Genomic DNA, 15,174 nt, shown 5'->3' on the forward strand with positions numbered 1-15,174 from the left:
GCTTGCGTGATCGAAGGATGGGGTGTTTTTCCATCACAATACAAGGACGGATAGGTGCCAAGGATGGGTAGAGCTTCAAGCGCCCAGAGCAAGAGGCCCGTAACTCTCCAGAATTATATCCCGATCTTGGAGGATTGTGGCGGAGAGACAGGGACACTCCACCGAAAGTCTAAGTCTTTGATTAGACAGGACATACAAGAGCGAAGGTTACTCTATTGTCTCACTTAGTGCATCACTTATGGCCCGCATATTGCATTGCTGTCAAAGTGAAACTGTGAGACAATCCAGACGTTTCTTCGCGTTTTTTTATGTTTTTAGGAATACATTGGAGTGTTGAGTGGTACATAACCCATTGTTTTGTATTCGTAAAATACAGTCACCGCGTAGCGTTTGGATTATCAAGGATTATATAAGGGGATCAAATTCCGGATTAAGTATTTGATTATAAATGATTTTTATAGAGGAATACAACATATGGGATTTATTTTATTTTTGAACACAAGATATAGATACCTTATTATGTAAGTATTTGAAATTATTTAATATATATGGTCAAGACAGATACTGGTGCATCTATCCTCTATATGTGAGGAGGTCAGATTTGGTAATGAAAACAGATAGATACCGCACAAGATAAATACCGCACAAGGAAGGTTGCGAATTTCATGCCCCGCTTATTGAAAGAGGGAATAGCCAGAGCGCTTTCGCGGCGAGATGCGAGTTTGATGCTGAGTGTGCGGATCAACTGAAACATGCAAGTCCGAACAAATGTCATACCATTACAGGGAGAGTGACCTGAGGCATGGGGGAAGTCGCAAGTCCAAATGTATGTGGATAGCCGCGCAGAAAAGTTTATCATATTTTTGCACTTTAGCTCTGAAGACAGATAAGCTGAGAGTGTTATCAAGTTGGGCGGGTTGCGGACATTCTCTGCGTCAGACACGAAGGTCCGAGATGCGCAGATAGCGGACCTTGCCAAGCCTCGCCGCAGCCTTGAGAAAACTGACGGTATGATATGGTTTAGTCAGTGGCCTCAATGGGCGCTTCCGTCAAAACTTTTTCATCGTACAGCTTTCTTTCCGAGAGCCGTACGATACGGGGGTCAGCTATTGAATACTCATTGGATGGCTTGCCACCAACTCCACCTTCCGCTTCCCGCTTCCCGCTTTGAGTTATCGCACCCGCGTCCTGCCATTTGACGATACGGTTAGTTGCACCGGGAGCACTAATTTTGAAGGCGGCTTGTACTTCTTTGTTGATGAAGGTGGATTTATTCAGTCGCAAGATCTGACTCAGAACTTCCTTATCGTACACGTTCCAAATGACATCAGATACGTATTTGTCCATCCCTCTTTCCAAATCTTCAGCATCTAAAAACCGGGGCTCTTTCTCTAAAGCATACTCGGAATCGAACTCTCGAACCACTGTATCCAGAAGCCGAATGGTTTCTCGCGGAGAATTCACCGACAATTCGACAACCTCCCCAATTTTATCGTAAGTCACTTCTCTATCGGCTCCTAATTCCAAAAATTTAGTTATTCGATTTGCGCTAAAAAAGGATACCCGGGCGTCAATCATTTGGCGGAGGAATTCTCCCGTCCAAGAAACCTCGCTGTGAGCGAGTTTGTCCAGCCGTACTGAAAGCTCTCCATCAGCAAAAAGGGCCTTAACCCTGTCCCACAAAAAGAACTGCCAACCTAAGCCCTCTACCTCCATTAGCTGAACATGTGCCAGCAATGGAAAGATGAGGCGCGCTGAGGCTTCGGGCGAATTCTGCGTCAAAGGGTGCTCGTCAACCTTGTCAACAAACACAGAAATCCCCGAGAAGCCAAAGACTCTCGCGACCTCAACCAACTTCGCGAGCAAAGCAGTTCCTGAAGCAATGGCACCAGATTCATTGAACAGATCGTCGACTTGGGACTTAACGCTGTCGGTGTTGGCATACTTTTCTGATAGGCCAGAGGATATCGTGCCCACAATTTCGACAATTGCAGACCACTTCTTCATGGTCCAGTTTCGTGTTCGACTCTGCCAGTTCTGCCTTAGTATCGTCATGGCTTGATGCTGGCTAATCCGGCGATTTGCATCGGGAACTCGCAGGTAAAAGGCTTGTACCAGCACAACCATCAAATTGAGCTCATCGGGTTCTAAGAGCTCTACTATGTCCTCGGCGTCTTCTTGATCGGAAATCCATAGCAAAAGCGTTTCAACCACTCGAAAGGAAAGCTCCTTTAGCAGGCTATCGGACGAAACGTCGCTTATTGAAGCGCCATCCAGAATTCTGGTGAAATCGATGTAGGGTACGGCAAGAGGGACAGAATCGCCCTTAGCGTGCAACCTCCAGAGCTCCCGTTCTGTAGCAAGGCGCGTAGCTGACTTACCCCCGCCCCTCGCACCGAACAGCAAATGCGTAGATGGTGTCAGCGCACGTTTCTTGGCGACCGCAAAGTAAGGAGGAACCACCGCATAATCGAGAATGTCGGGCTCGTTTTCTGCTACGTACTGCTCAAATGGGCTAGCATCGAATTTAAAGTTGTCATCAAATGTTGGCACAATAGTTTCCTAAGTCGACTTCGGAAACTCGGCGCTCCGATTTGTAGGGCTATGAACAAGCATGTTGATTGAAAAGTCAATGTCCGCTCCGGGCTGGTAGCTGCCATTAGGTACATCTTGCACGAAGGTCACCTCTGGGCCGTAAGCGGATTGCTAAGGAGAACCTACTCTTCAAACCACAAACCTCTCAATAGCCTCTTGCTTCTGGGCCAACGTATGGCCCTCTTTGAAATAGACCTGTTGCGAGACGCCTTGGCGCTCATGGCCCACGATCTCCTGATACAGCGGCTCAGGGACACCTGCTTGAGCAAGGCGCGTTACCATCGTGTGGCGCAGGCTATGGAACACGAGGCCGCTTTCCTTGAGGCTCATGCCCGTCAAGAGCACGGTATTAAACCAGCGGCCCAGATTGCGGCCATAGCCTTCTTTGGCGTTGTGGCTGAAGGATAGGAACAGGCGTTGTCCGTCACGTTTGTCGGCAACCCAATCCAGAAAGCCGAGACGGATCAACTCCGAATGGATCGGAACACGGCGCTTGGCGGCGGCTGTCTTCAGGCTTTTCTTCTCACCATCGCCATTGATGGCGATATACCAGATGTCGCCCTCACACCGTATGTCGGCTTTGTCGAGTTGCGCGACTTCCCGCAGTCTTGCGCCAGTGTAGAGCGCAAGCAATGCCCCCCACTTGTAGTCGTCTTTCTTCACGAGACCCCGGCGGTTTTCTGTCAACTCAGCATAGAGCGCTTTGGTCTCTTCTTGTGTGTAGCTTCGGCGTGCAGGTGCGGCTTGTTTGGCCTTTGCAACCTTCATGTCTTCAAACAGTTTCACTGGTGTGTGGCCGTGAACTTCTGCCCAGTGCCAGAAACGGCGGTATGTGTCGATATAGTTGCTGACAGTCTTGCCCGTGATCTTCTTAACACCCGTTACTGCTATGGCTTCTGTGAGCGACAGGTCGCGAGTTTCAGGTCTCGTGCTGCGATTGGCGGGTAGGGCGAGCAAGATCTTCTTTAGATCAGCCGCATCTTGGCGCGTGATCTCGGCCATGAGCCGATCTGGCCCGAAGTATTCCAAGAGCACCGCAAGGTAAGATCTAGCCTTTTTCTGCATTTCTTCGGACCATTGCGGGCTGTGCTCTTGCATGAAATCCTCAAGAGCAGCGCTCAGGGTCACAGAGGGGCTTGCTGGCGGCGTTTGAGAGCTTTCAGACGCCTTGGCGAAAGAATAGCCCTCAAGGCTCTCAGCGGCGCTTAAAAGGGCTTTGATCTGATCGCGACGTGCCTTGCGCATTTCCCTTCGCAGCTTAGGCTCATTTTCGGCCCAATCCACGTCAGTGAGGCCCGCTGAGCCGCGAAACGCAGCAACCGTTCCAGTATCAAGGAATAGGTCGGAAAGGTCGTCATGGCCACCTATGGCGTCCTCATGCACCTCTAGTTCCTGTTTCAGAAGGTCAATCGTATGATCTGACATTCCCGTATCGTTCAGGCGCTCGACATAACGGTCCAGCGAAGCCACAAAGTAGCTACGCACCATTTCCCGCATCTGATCTTGCCTGAGCCTTGCCAACGTCTTGTTATCCCGCACCAATCGTCCGCAGGATGCAAGATACCGGGCCAGATCGCCAGCCCTGTCAGGACATTTGGTTCTTAGGGAAACCCTGACGGACCTACGAGGTTGGTCCTCAGTTATGGGCAATGGCCACCGGAAATAGTAGACGCCGTGTCTTGATGGGGACAGGTATGCTGACAGCTTCATGGGCGTGTGCTCCACTTTGTGTCGCACTTGCTGCCCGAAGTCTTAAGTCATTGATTTTAGACCACTTGGCGGAGAGACAGGGATTCGAACCCTGGGTCCCCTTGAAGGGACAACGGTTTTCGAGACCGCCCCGTTCGACCACTCCGGCACCTCTCCGCGGGGGTCTTGGTGGCCGGTGGATTAGCCAAGGCAGCGGCGCGGCGCAACCCCTCATTTGTCGAAATGTGCAAAAGCGGTTGCATTGGGTCCAGTGGGCCATGGTCGCGCGCCTCCTGGCGAGGCCGCGCGCAAGGTCACGCGCAAACCGTCTGCCGGGTCTTTCTTTGGGCTGTTGCACCGCTTAAGGTAACGGCTAGCCAAAGGATCTATTCGCATGCGTTCCATTCAACTTGTTCTTGTCGCCGTCGCTGCCCTGATCTGGCCTGCCATGTCCCGCGCGGACCAGGCGATTGACGCGCTGGTCGATGCGCTCAGAATCGGCGAGGTGGTGCAGGTCATGCGGGCAGAGGGGCTTGAATACGGGTCCGATATCGCCGCCGAGATGTTTCCGGACCGGGCAGGGGGCGCGTGGCCCATTCTTGTCGATCGGATCTATGCGGCCGACACCTTGGAGCAGGCGGTGCGCACGCAATTGGCAATCGAACTGGACAACGTGGACGTTGCCCCCCTGACCGCGTTTTTTGCCAGCCCCGAGGGGCAGGAGATCACCGAACTTGAAATCGTGGCCCGACGGGCGCTGCTTCAACCCGAGGTCGAGCAAGCCGCTGCCGAAGCGGCGCGCAAGCTCAACGAAACCGATCCCGAACTGGATTCGCTGCTGCATGATTTCATCGCCGTGAACGATCTGGTCGAGGCGAATGTGGTGGGCGCGCTGAACGCCTCCTATGCTTTTTATACAGGTCTCGCCGAAGGGGACGCATTCGAAGGAACGTTGACGCAGGAACAGATCCTGACAGATGTCTGGTCGCAAGAAGACGACATCCGCTCTGAAACCACGGAGTGGTTGTTGACCTACCTGGCGCTGGCCTATGGCCCTATGGATCGCAGCGGGCTGGCCGAATATGTCGAACTGAGCGAAACGCCTGAGGGGCAGGCGCTCAACCGGGCGCTCTTTTCGGCGTATGACAAGATGTATGTGTCGATCTCGCGGCAACTGGGGATGGGCGCCGCACAATTTCTGGCCGGCCAGGACCTGTGAGCTTGGCATACACACGATGCAGATGCCGGTGACAGATGGCGGTAACAGATGGCGGCCTTTTTCCTTGACCCATGGGGCGATCGGGCGCATAAGCTCGGCTCCTGCGGGTCGATTCTGCGGGAAAGACGTCAATGACGCCCTGATCGGGGCGCGCTGTTCGCGGCGGGGCTTGGCCCCAAAACGCCCGGAAACGGGGGCCACAGGACGCGGGAAAACAAGGAAGATCAGATGTTTGCAGTCCTCAAGACTGGTGGCAAACAGTATCGCGTTCAGTCGGGCGACGTGCTGCGTGTCGAAAAGCTGGCAGCGGATGCCGGCGAAACAGTACAATTCAACGATGTTCTGATGGTTGGCAGCACCGTGGGTGCGCCGCTGGTGGATGGCGCGGGCGTTCAGGCCGAGGTAATCGACCAGATCAAAGGCCCCAAGCTGATCCACTACGTCAAGCGTCGCCGCAAGCACAGCTCGCAGCGCAAGAAGGGGCACCGCCAACAGTTGACCCTCGTGCGTATCACCGACATCCTTGAACAGGGTGCTGACAAGTCGGGCGTCAAGGCCGCAATCGGGGCCGGTTCGGTGTCGGGCGCAGCCGTTGCTGCTGCCGCACCCAAAAAGGCGCCGGCCAAGAAAGCCGCTGCGCCCAAGGCTGAAGCCGGCGCGGACGATCTGAAGAAACTGTCGGGCGTTGGCCCGGCACTGGAAAAGAAACTGCACGAAAACGGTATTTCCGCCTTCGCGCAGATCGCCGCCTGGAGCGAAGCTGATATTGCCGAGTTCGACGAAAAACTGTCGTTCAAGGGCCGTATCGAGCGTGAAGGCTGGGTTGAGCAGGCCAAAGAACTGGCCAAAGGCTGAGAGAGATAGGAGAGAAGCGAGATGGCACACAAGAAAGCAGGCGGTTCATCCCGTAACGGTCGCGACTCTGCCGGTCGTCGCCTTGGTGTAAAGATCTACGGTGGCCAAGCGGCCATTCCTGGCAACATCATCGTGCGTCAGCGCGGCACCAAGTTCTGGCCTGGCCAGAACGTTGGTCTGGGCAAGGATCACACGATTTTTGCGACCGCTGAAGGCAAAGTGACCTTCCACAAGGGCCTCAAGGGCCGCACCTTTATTTCGGTCCTCCCGGCGGCGGAGGCCGCCGAGTAAGCCGAAACCCGAAAGGTTTGACATTCCAGGGGATCGGCGTCGCCGGTCCCCTTTTTTATTGGCGGTGCGCGCGCGGCGAACCGGCGATCACCGATCCCTTGTATGACGCGGCAACTGACGTATCTATACCGTATGTTTCTGGTGATTACTTTACTCCTTGGAAAGGAGAGAGAGACATGACTGAGGCCAAAGAACTGACCCGGATTCCCGTGATCGAAACCGACCGTTTCGTGCTGCGCCCCATGCGGCCGTCAGATGCGGGGCTGTTGTCTCTTTATGCTGGCGACGAACGTGTGGCCCGCAACACCACCCGCATTCCGCACCCGTACCCGCCGGGCGCCGCCGAAGCGTTCATTGCGCGCAGCCTTGAATTGCCGTCGGGCGCAATGACCTGGGCGCTGGATGGATCGGCCGCCAACTTGTCCGAAGTGCTCGGCACGATTTCCCTGCGTCCGATGGATCGCGGCCAATCCGAGATTGGCTACTGGGTGGCCCCGGCGTTCTGGGGCACTGGCATCGCCTCGTCGGCGGTACGGGCGGTGGTCTCTGCCAACCCGTTCGCCGATCAGACCTTTTTCGCCACCGTGTTTCAGGACAATGCAGCTTCCGCCCGCGTGGTGACGAACAACGGGTTCGAATACCTTGGCGAAGCCGAAGCCTATTCTGTGGCGCGCCAGGCGACCGTGCCAACCTGGACCTACCTGCGTAAACTGGGCTGAGCGGCACGGGTGCGGCCGCTGCTGCAGCCCGTCCGATCCCGGGTCCCACACACACATCTTGCTGCGATTGCTGCAGGGATCTTGCATTGAGTTCCGTGTGCGGGCGGCTTATTGCTGGCGCCATCAAAAGGACCGGTGCGACATGAAATTCCTCGATCTGACAAAGGTCTATATCCGCTCGGGCAGTGGCGGTAACGGCTGCATCGCGTTCCGACGCGAAAAATACATCGAATATGGTGGCCCGAACGGCGGCGACGGTGGGCGTGGCGGCGATGTCTGGGCCGAGGCGGTCGACGGGCTGAATACGCTGATCGACTTTCGCTACCAGCAGCACTTTTTCGCAAAGAACGGCGCGTCGGGGCAGGGGTCGAACAAAACGGGCAAGGATGGCGATGACATCATCCTGCGCGTGCCTGTCGGCACCGAGGTGCTGGACGAAGACGAAGAAACCGTGATTGCCGATCTGACCGAAGTGGGCCAACGCGTTCTGCTGGCCAAGGGCGGGAACGGCGGCTTTGGCAACGCGCATTTCAAAACGCCCACCAACCAGGCGCCGCGTCACGCCAACCCCGGCCAGTCCGGCGTCGAGCGCACGCTGTGGCTGCGGCTCAAGCTGATCGCTGACGCGGGGCTTTTGGGGCTGCCGAACGCGGGCAAGAGCACATTCCTGTCCGTCACGTCGAACGCCCGGCCCAAGATCGCCGACTACCCGTTCACCACGTTGCACCCCAATCTGGGCGTGGTTGGTGTGGACAACGCCGAATTCGTGATCGCCGATATCCCCGGACTGATCGAAGGCGCCTCAGAAGGGCGCGGCCTGGGGGATCTGTTCCTGGGCCATGTTGAACGCTGCGCGGTGTTGTTGCATCTGGTCGATGGCACCGTCGAGGATGTGGCCCATGACCACGACGTCATTATCGGTGAACTGGACGCCTATTCACCCGCGCTGGCCGCAAAGCCGCGCGTGACGGTCCTGAACAAGGTCGATGCGCTCAGTGCAGACGAAAGGGCCGAAAGACGGGCCGCGCTGGAACAGGCCAGCGGCGGGCGCGTCTACGAGATGTCAGGCGTCGCGCGCGAGGGCGTGACCGAGGTTCTGCGCGCGCTCAAGGCGGAAATCAGTGTGGACCGGCTGCGTCGCAAGCGCGAGGAAGAGGGGGACACCGGCGAGGACAGCACATGGCAACCCTGAGCGATGCCAAGCTGTTGGTGGTCAAGATCGGGTCGGCCCTTCTGGTAGACCGCTCCACCGGCGCATTGCGGGGGGACTGGCTGGCTTCGCTTGCGGCGGATGTGGCCGATATACGCGCCCGCGGCACGCAGGTCGTGCTGGTGTCGTCGGGCTCGATCGCGCTTGGGCGCGGCGTTTTGGGCCTGGGGCAGGGACCGTTGGCGCTGGAACAGAGCCAGGCTGCCGCGGCCGTGGGCCAGATCAGGCTGGCGGGTGCATACGAAGCGGTGCTCGGGCCTTACGGCATCACCACGGGTCAGGTTCTCATCACGCTTGAAGATACGTCGGATCGGCGGCGCTATCTGAACATCCGCGCCACTTTGGCGACGTTGCTGAAAAACGGCGCGGTGCCGATCGTGAACGAAAACGATACCGTGGCCACGGACGAAATCCGGTTTGGCGACAATGATCGCCTGGCCGCCCAGATCGCGGTGACGGTCGGGGCCGATCAGTTGGTGTTGCTGTCAGATGTCGATGGGTTTTATTCCGGTGATCCGCGCGGCGGCGGCGATGTCGAATTCTTCACCAGGATCAGTGAAATCACCCCCGAAATCGAGGGGATGGCCGGCGATGCCGCGTCGGGCCTGTCCAAGGGCGGGATGAAAACCAAGCTGATGGCGGCCAAGACTGCCATGGGGGGCGGTTGCGCCATGGCGATCACCGAAGGGTCGGTCCAAAATCCGCTGCGCGCGCTGCAAGACGGCGCCCGCGCCACGTGGTTCCAGGCACAGGGCGATCCGCAAACGGCACGCAAACGCTGGATCGCGGCGATGAAACCACGCGGCACGTTGCGGGTCGACGCGGGCGCGGCGCGCGCGCTTTTGGCGGGCAAATCGCTTTTGCCCGCTGGCGTGACATCGGTCACGGGCGACTTTGGGCGCGGCGAGCCGGTGAGCATTTGCGGACCGGACGGCGCGCGTATCGGGCTGGGCCTGACGCGCTATGCCTCGGGCGAGGCGCAAGCGATTGCGGGGTGCCGCTCGGACCAGATCGAAGCGCGCCTTGGCTACCCGGCCCGCGCCGCACTTGTTCACCGGGATGACATGGTCGCGTAGCCGGTTTGGCCGAGCGAATTGAAACACAAAGGTGACAATGCCCGCATGTTGGGGTATTTCAAGGCCGGGGTAGAGTGTCCAGCTGGGGACGGAACGATGAAAGACCTGGAAAACTTTGACAACGTGCCTGCGTTGATGCACGCCATGGGTGCACGCGCGCGCGCCGCCGCCTCCGAGCTTGCTACGGTCAGTGCAGCGGACAAGACGGCCGCTTTGATGGCCGCGGCCGATGCAGTATGGAACCGGCGCGCCGAAATCATCGAAGCCAATGCGTTGGACATGGACTATGGCCGCGACAAGGGGTTGTCAGCGGCTATGCTGGACCGGCTGTTGTTGGACGAAGACCGGATCCAGTCGATCGTGGATGGCTTGCGCGCCGTCGCCGAACAGGATGATCCCGTCGGGGCGGTGATCGCCGAATGGGATATGCCGTCGGGTCTGCATATCCAGCGCGTGCGAACGCCCTTGGGCGTGATCGGCGTGATTTACGAAAGCCGTCCGAACGTGACGGCCGATGCCGGGGCCCTGTGCCTCAAGGCGGGCAATGCGGTGATCTTGCGCGGCGGATCCGAAAGCTTTCATTCGTCGGGCGTGATCCACCGGTGCCTTGCGCAGGGGCTGCGCAGTGCCGGGCTGCCAGATGCCGCGATCCAGTTGGTGCCCACGCGCGATCGCGCCGCGGTTCAGGAAATGCTGACCATGGTCGATACGATCGACGTGATTGTGCCCCGGGGCGGCAAGGGGTTGGTCGGTTTGGTGCAAAAAGAGGCCCGCGTGCCGGTTTTTGCGCATCTTGAAGGGATTGTGCACGTTTACGTAGACGCCGAAGCTGACGCGCAAAAAGCAATGGACGTGGTGCTGAACGCCAAGACGCGCCGCACCGGGATCTGCGGCGCGGCCGAGTGCCTGCTGATCCATCGCGATATCGCGGACGGGCTGGGCCGTGCCCTGATCGAAATGCTGATTGATGCCGGGATCGAAGTGCGGGCCGATCCCGATCTGGCCGCGATTGCAGGCACCGTTCCAGCCGCAGACGATGACTGGGGTAAAGAGCATCTGGACAGAATCATTTCGGCGCGCGTTGTTGAAAGCGTCGACGATGCGATTGCCCATATCAGGCGCTATGGCTCAAACCACACCGATGCGATCCTGACCGAAAACGACGCGACCGCGGCGCGGTTTTTTCAACGGCTGGACAGTGCGATCCTGATGCGCAACGCATCGACCCAGTTTGCCGACGGGGGCGAATTCGGCATGGGCGCGGAAATCGGCATTGCCACGGGTAAGTTGCACGCCCGCGGCCCGGTCGGGGCCCAACAGCTGACGTCCTTCAAATACCTTGTCACCGGCAACGGCACGACACGCCCCTGACGGCCGGTCTTCAGAACAACGCGGCGATGCGGTTTTCTTCGATGCTGCATCGCACCGATCGGTCCTGGTCGGCGGCGACCAGCGGCGCAAGCAGGAATTGCACTTCGGCCGGGGCGATCTGTTTTCCCGTGCCGGTACTGACCACCTGCCACAGGTCGGGGTCGATTTTCATCCGCTCGGCGCTGCCGCGCATCTTCCAGGCGCCGTCCTGGCGCGTCACCTGTAGTTCGCCGCCCCAGGGCATGGCCGTTTCAAAGCAAAGCAACATCAGAAAGGCCAATTTGACTTCGGCGCGGGGAAGGTCTCCGTCAACGCCCCAGATCACCTCGAACCGCGACCCTTGGGTCATCTTTGTCAGGATGTCGTGCAATTCACGTGCGGGCAGGATAGACTCGGCACCGGCGGCACCAAAGGCCACGCGGAAAAAGCGGATGCGGGCATTGGCGTTGTCTACGCTATCGGAAATCAGGCTGACCTCGGGGGTATCGGCGGAACCGGACATGGTCAACAGCTCGACCCCATTGCCAATTGCGCTAAGAGGTGAAATCAAATCGTGACATATCCGAGAGCCGATCAACGCCGCGAGGTCATTTTGCAACGTGCTCATGGCTGCGCTCCGTTATTGTGGCTGGAAAGGCTGTGGGGATGAGTTTGAACAGTCTGCTTGAACCGGGCCAGGTGGTTCGCCATCCTGCGCAACCGAATTGGGGGTTGGGGCAGGTGCAGTCGAACATCGGAGGAAAGGTTACCGTGATGTTTGAGCACGCCGGGAAGGTCGTGATCGATAGTGCGCATATTGAATTGTTACCCGTGTTTGACGACAACATATAAGGGTCATCGTTATTGTTTGTTAAGGGAATACAACCTTAGCGGGAAAAACGCAAACCCGGAAAATTCGCTTTTATTGCAAAGCCTGACCAGCTTGCGTAGAACCCGTTCACCGTACGTAAAGTGGTCTTTGGGGCCGGATGCCAAGCATGTCTCCGCAATTCGAAATCAAGTTCGCGGCGACGCCCGACGATCTGCGCGCAGCACAACGTCTGCGCTATGACGTTTTCGTTCTGGAAATGGGCAGCGATGGCACGTTGGTGGACCATGACGAGCGGCTGGAACAAGACAGCTACGATGATCAATGCCTGCACCTGATCCTGTTTGACCGCGCGCGCGCGCCGGGCGACCAGGCGGTCGGCGTCTATCGGCTGTTGCCCGAAGATCGTGCCGTGCAGGGGTTCTACAGCGAAACGGAATATGATCTGGGGCCGCTGTTGCGGTCAGGGCGCAAGCTGTTGGAGCTGGGCCGTTCGTGCCTGCATCGCGACTACCGCGGCGGAATGGCCATGCACCTGCTCTGGCAACATCTTGCGCGCTATGTTCAGGACACGGACGTCGGTCTGTTGTTCGGCACCGCATCCTTTCGCGGCACGAACGTCGCAGATTTGGCGGCGCCGCTGTCGCTGCTGCATTATCGCCATCTTGCCCCCGCGGCTTTGCGTCCGCGCGCGCGTGATGAGCATTACCAGCGCATGGATCTGATCCCCGAAAGCGATCTGGACCGGCGCGCGGCCGTCCGCCAGATCCCATCGCTGATCAAGGCCTACCTGCGTCTGGGCGGTGTCGTCGGGGACGGCGCCTATATCGATCACGCCTTTAACACGACCGACATTTTTCTGCTGGTCGATATGGCCACGCTTTCGGCGCGACAAAAGGCCATTTACGCAGCGGAGCGCGGCACATGAGCATGGTATGGCAGGGGGATGAGCAGCCCGACCTGCCGCCGCTGAACGTCGCGGCCTGGCTGCGCCTTGTCGCGCGTTTGATCGTCCTGTTTCCAACGCTGCTGATCATGACCTGTGTCATGTTGCTGGTGCGCCTGATTGAATATCCCTTCGTCGGCCAACGCCGCCCCGTCAGCAGCCACTTTCCTCGCCTTTTCTCGGCCCTGTTTTTTCGCGTGATCGGCATGGCGCACCGTGTTCAGGGTAAGCGGATGCCCCATGAAGGGGCCGTGGTCGCCAATCATTCCACCTGGCTGGACATCCTGGCCCTGAACGCGCGCAAACGCATTTTCTTCGTGTCAAAGGCCGAAGTGGCGGACTGGCCGGGCATCGGCCCATTGGCCAAGGCGGCTGGAACGATTTTCATTCGCCGTGATCCACGTGATGCCAAAGCGCAGGTCGCCTTGTTCGAACAGCGCCTGCATGCAGGACACAAGCTGTTGTTTTTCCCCGAAGGCACGTCGTCTGACAATCAGAGGGTCTTGCCGTTCCGGTCTACCCTGTTCGCCGCGTTTTTCGCGCCCGAATTGCGCGAATTCATGTATGTCCAGCCCGTGACCGTGATCTATGATGCGCCCAAAGGCTTCGATCCGCGCTTTTACGGGTGGTGGGGCGATATGAGCTTTGGCGACAGCTTTGTCCGGGTCTTGAGCGCACCGCGCGGGGGCGGGGTCACCTTGGTCTACCATCCGCCATGCAAAGTGTCGGACTTTGCGACGCGCAAGGAACTGGCCGCCAAATGCGAGGCCGCAGTGCGATCAGCGATGCCGACCGAAGCGCGAAAATAAGCCAGATACGCCGCTGTTCCAAAATTTTATTCATCTTGAACCATGGTCTGACACGACGTTGGGTCAACTCTTCGCTAGACTCCGTCGCCCTGTTTTGTCGTATTGGTTGATATGGCAAATGGGATGAGGATACGCAGATGAGTACGGCCCACATAGCCCATGAGCCAGATGATCTGACGATTCGAGTCCTTGTTGACGATGACCTGACATTGCGCCTGTGGGATATACGCGTCACCAGCCGCGACATGTCCAGCACACTGGCGTTTCCCAAGCGCGCGAACGTTCAAAAGACCCTTGTCATGCCGCTTGGCTTGCAGGTCGGGCGCTGCCTGTCCGACTATTTGTATGGCGGCTTTCACAGACAAGACACGGCGCTTGAGGTGCCCGATTTCAAGCTGCAACTAAAGGGGGCGGCTCTGTCGGGGCTTCGCATCGAGCGCGCGCGCGGTGTTCCCAAGAGCCGCGCTTATGCGCTGCATTTCAAGCATTTCGTCGGGCGGATAGACGCTTTGTTTTCCTCTGACCGCGCCATCGCAAAAGACACCCTGTCGCATGTGGACCGGGTTGCGGTCTCGACGCTGGTCGAAATTGCCGGGCCGTTGTTTGGGTTGGCCCGCATGTCCGGTGAGGCGCGGGACGAAGCCGCGCGCTTCCTGCAGCGCGCCGGCGACGAAGCGGATCCGTCGCCCGCCATTGGGCAGGGTAGGCCAGTGCGGCTTGAATATTGTCTTGAACAACTCGCCACGCTGCAGGACCAGGTTGGCGAAATTGAAAGGCATCTGCGTTTACTGACCGACTTCGCGCTTCAAACCGAAGAGCGGTCGCAAGCCCAGGTTGCGTTGGAAAAATCGGTGCATCATCCCGATACGCTGCGCGATCATGTCGCCGCGGTTGCCGCCAGCCCCAACGTCTTGCCCTTGCGCCCGCGGGCCAAGGACAGTTGACGATCAGCCCATTGCTGTGATGAGGCGCCCAAGTGCGGCGACGGGATCGTCTTGGTCCCAGATTTCGCGCCCGATGCCGAAAAAATCGGTGTAGGGTGCTAGCGCGCCGACGGTTTCAACGTCCAGCGCGCCTTCGGCCACAACCGGCAGTTCGATCATCTGGCTCCACCATTGGAACAAATCCGCTTCGGCCCGGCTGCCATCGCCAAGATCCGACGTCCCGGCTGGCCCGAAACAGATATAGTCCGCACCGGCTTCGCCTGCCGTCATTCCGTCGTGACGCGACGTGCCGCAGAACGCCCCGACAATCGCCTCTTTGCCCAGCATCTTGCGGGCGCTGCGCACGGATCTGGCGCCGTCGGTCAGGTGTACCCCGTCCAGCCCGAGCCGTTCGGCAAGAACCAGATGCTCTGTAATCACCAAAGCCACGTCGCGCTCGTGGGCCACGGCGCGCACCGCGTCGGCGGCGCGGCTGATCTTGTCTTCATCGCTGCTGGCAAGGTCCAGGCGCAGGCAGGCGATGTCATGCGAATCCAGAACGCGGGCCAACTGCGCTGGAAAGCTCGACAGTTCAAATTCGGGCGGGGTGATAAGATAGATTTGCGGCTGCTCGCTCTCGGCCATGGGGCGGCTCCTGTCTGG

At 58.3% G+C, this 15,174-nt stretch carries 15 protein-coding genes and 1 tRNA gene; 11 read left to right on the forward strand and 5 right to left on the reverse strand.

The window, feature by feature from the left end:
* Positions 1–1,020 precede the first annotated feature (1,020 nt).
* The 3 genes from ACP2AV_RS06535 to ACP2AV_RS06545 all read right to left on the reverse strand — a co-directional run bounded on the left by ACP2AV_RS06535 (position 1,021) and on the right by ACP2AV_RS06545 (position 4,461).
* Positions 1,021–2,553: a hypothetical protein gene (locus tag ACP2AV_RS06535; protein WP_426371892.1), complete on the reverse strand. Its 1,533-nt coding sequence runs from the start codon at positions 2,551–2,553 to the stop codon at positions 1,021–1,023.
* 171 nt (positions 2,554–2,724) lie between these two features.
* A complete protein-coding gene (locus ACP2AV_RS06540) occupies positions 2,725–4,083 on the reverse strand; it encodes a tyrosine-type recombinase/integrase (protein WP_426371893.1) in 1,359 nt (452 codons plus the stop codon).
* A 288-nt stretch (positions 4,084–4,371) separates the two neighbouring features.
* A tRNA-Ser gene (locus ACP2AV_RS06545) sits at positions 4,372–4,461 on the reverse strand.
* A gap of 217 nt (positions 4,462–4,678) precedes the next feature.
* On the opposite strand from ACP2AV_RS06545, the gene ACP2AV_RS06550 reads away from it, so the two are divergent.
* The 7 genes from ACP2AV_RS06550 to ACP2AV_RS06580 all read left to right on the forward strand — a co-directional run bounded on the left by ACP2AV_RS06550 (position 4,679) and on the right by ACP2AV_RS06580 (position 11,025).
* Positions 4,679–5,503 (forward strand): DUF2059 domain-containing protein, encoded by an 825-nt coding sequence (locus ACP2AV_RS06550; protein ID WP_426371894.1) that lies wholly within the window; start codon positions 4,679–4,681, stop codon positions 5,501–5,503.
* 228 nt (positions 5,504–5,731) lie between these two features.
* Positions 5,732–6,358 carry a 50S ribosomal protein L21 gene (locus tag ACP2AV_RS06555; RefSeq protein WP_426371895.1) on the forward strand — a complete coding sequence of 209 codons (627 nt, stop codon included), beginning with the start codon at positions 5,732–5,734 and terminating at the stop codon, positions 6,356–6,358.
* Between the two features lie 21 nt (positions 6,359–6,379).
* Positions 6,380–6,649, forward strand: coding sequence for a 50S ribosomal protein L27 (gene rpmA, locus ACP2AV_RS06560; protein ID WP_426371896.1), 270 nt, complete (start codon positions 6,380–6,382; stop codon positions 6,647–6,649).
* 176 nt (positions 6,650–6,825) lie between these two features.
* Positions 6,826–7,368 (forward strand): GNAT family N-acetyltransferase, encoded by a 543-nt coding sequence (locus tag ACP2AV_RS06565; RefSeq protein ID WP_426371897.1) that lies wholly within the window; start codon positions 6,826–6,828, stop codon positions 7,366–7,368.
* Between the two features lie 142 nt (positions 7,369–7,510).
* On the forward strand, positions 7,511–8,560 hold the full coding sequence (gene obgE / locus ACP2AV_RS06570) for a GTPase ObgE (protein ID WP_426371898.1): 1,050 nt from the start codon (positions 7,511–7,513) through the stop codon (positions 8,558–8,560).
* Entirely contained in the window at positions 8,548–9,654 is a 1,107-nt protein-coding gene (gene proB, locus ACP2AV_RS06575) for a glutamate 5-kinase (protein WP_426371899.1), read from the forward strand. Before obgE ends, proB begins: the two co-directional genes overlap by 13 nt.
* Before the next feature lie 96 nt (positions 9,655–9,750).
* The gene (locus tag ACP2AV_RS06580) at positions 9,751–11,025 is read left to right on the forward strand and encodes a glutamate-5-semialdehyde dehydrogenase (protein ID WP_426371900.1); all 1,275 of its coding nucleotides are present in this window, start codon (positions 9,751–9,753) and stop codon (positions 11,023–11,025) included.
* A 10-nt stretch (positions 11,026–11,035) separates the two neighbouring features.
* Here the strand turns inward: ACP2AV_RS06580 and ACP2AV_RS06585 are convergent, their stop codons facing one another.
* On the reverse strand, positions 11,036–11,632 hold the full coding sequence (locus ACP2AV_RS06585) for a histidine phosphotransferase family protein (protein ID WP_426371901.1): 597 nt from the start codon (positions 11,630–11,632) through the stop codon (positions 11,036–11,038).
* A 38-nt stretch (positions 11,633–11,670) separates the two neighbouring features.
* Between ACP2AV_RS06585 and ACP2AV_RS06590 the strand changes: the two genes are divergently transcribed.
* The 4 genes from ACP2AV_RS06590 (at position 11,671) to ACP2AV_RS06605 (ending at position 14,532) form a co-directional block, all read left to right on the forward strand.
* A complete protein-coding gene (locus ACP2AV_RS06590; protein WP_426371902.1) occupies positions 11,671–11,856 on the forward strand; it encodes a DUF3553 domain-containing protein in 186 nt (61 codons plus the stop codon).
* Between the two features lie 137 nt (positions 11,857–11,993).
* Complete coding sequence (locus tag ACP2AV_RS06595; RefSeq protein WP_426371903.1) at positions 11,994–12,761, forward strand: GNAT family N-acetyltransferase; 768 nt, start codon at positions 11,994–11,996, stop codon at positions 12,759–12,761.
* Complete coding sequence (locus tag ACP2AV_RS06600) at positions 12,758–13,588, forward strand: lysophospholipid acyltransferase family protein (protein WP_426371904.1); 831 nt, start codon at positions 12,758–12,760, stop codon at positions 13,586–13,588. Before ACP2AV_RS06595 ends, ACP2AV_RS06600 begins: the two co-directional genes overlap by 4 nt.
* A gap of 137 nt (positions 13,589–13,725) precedes the next feature.
* Complete coding sequence (locus ACP2AV_RS06605; protein WP_426371905.1) at positions 13,726–14,532, forward strand: hypothetical protein; 807 nt, start codon at positions 13,726–13,728, stop codon at positions 14,530–14,532.
* Between the two features lie 3 nt (positions 14,533–14,535).
* On the opposite strand, the gene ACP2AV_RS06610 is transcribed toward ACP2AV_RS06605, so the two are convergent.
* On the reverse strand, positions 14,536–15,156 hold the full coding sequence (locus ACP2AV_RS06610) for a thiamine phosphate synthase (RefSeq protein ID WP_426371906.1): 621 nt from the start codon (positions 15,154–15,156) through the stop codon (positions 14,536–14,538).
* Positions 15,157–15,174: the final 18 nt, after the last annotated feature.

This window comes from Aliiroseovarius sp. PTFE2010, assembly GCF_049943335.1.
Classification (GTDB): domain Bacteria; phylum Pseudomonadota; class Alphaproteobacteria; order Rhodobacterales; family Rhodobacteraceae; genus JBNFVY01.

Bases quoted from the DNA above. Each gene is read 5' to 3' on its own strand.
- obgE (WP_426371898.1), top strand. From the start codon at position 7,511: ATGAAATTCCTCGATCTGACAAAGGTCTATATCCGCTCGGGCAGTGGC.
- ACP2AV_RS06595 (WP_426371903.1), top strand. From the start codon at position 11,994: ATGCCAAGCATGTCTCCGCAATTCGAAATCAAGTTCGCGGCGACGCCC.
- ACP2AV_RS06605 (WP_426371905.1), top strand. From the start codon at position 13,726: ATGAGTACGGCCCACATAGCCCATGAGCCAGATGATCTGACGATTCGA.
- ACP2AV_RS06540 (WP_426371893.1), bottom strand. From the start codon at position 4,083: ATGGTGCGTAGCTACTTTGTGGCTTCGCTGGACCGTTATGTCGAGCGC.
- rpmA (WP_426371896.1), top strand. From the start codon at position 6,380: ATGGCACACAAGAAAGCAGGCGGTTCATCCCGTAACGGTCGCGACTCT.
- ACP2AV_RS06550 (WP_426371894.1), top strand. From the start codon at position 4,679: ATGCGTTCCATTCAACTTGTTCTTGTCGCCGTCGCTGCCCTGATCTGG.
- ACP2AV_RS06565 (WP_426371897.1), top strand. From the start codon at position 6,826: ATGACTGAGGCCAAAGAACTGACCCGGATTCCCGTGATCGAAACCGAC.
- ACP2AV_RS06590 (WP_426371902.1), top strand. From the start codon at position 11,671: ATGAGTTTGAACAGTCTGCTTGAACCGGGCCAGGTGGTTCGCCATCCT.
- ACP2AV_RS06610 (WP_426371906.1), bottom strand. From the start codon at position 15,156: ATGGCCGAGAGCGAGCAGCCGCAAATCTATCTTATCACCCCGCCCGAA.
- proB (WP_426371899.1), top strand. From the start codon at position 8,548: ATGGCAACCCTGAGCGATGCCAAGCTGTTGGTGGTCAAGATCGGGTCG.
- ACP2AV_RS06555 (WP_426371895.1), top strand. From the start codon at position 5,732: ATGTTTGCAGTCCTCAAGACTGGTGGCAAACAGTATCGCGTTCAGTCG.
- ACP2AV_RS06585 (WP_426371901.1), bottom strand. From the start codon at position 11,632: ATGAGCACGTTGCAAAATGACCTCGCGGCGTTGATCGGCTCTCGGATA.
- ACP2AV_RS06600 (WP_426371904.1), top strand. From the start codon at position 12,758: ATGAGCATGGTATGGCAGGGGGATGAGCAGCCCGACCTGCCGCCGCTG.
- ACP2AV_RS06580 (WP_426371900.1), top strand. From the start codon at position 9,751: ATGAAAGACCTGGAAAACTTTGACAACGTGCCTGCGTTGATGCACGCC.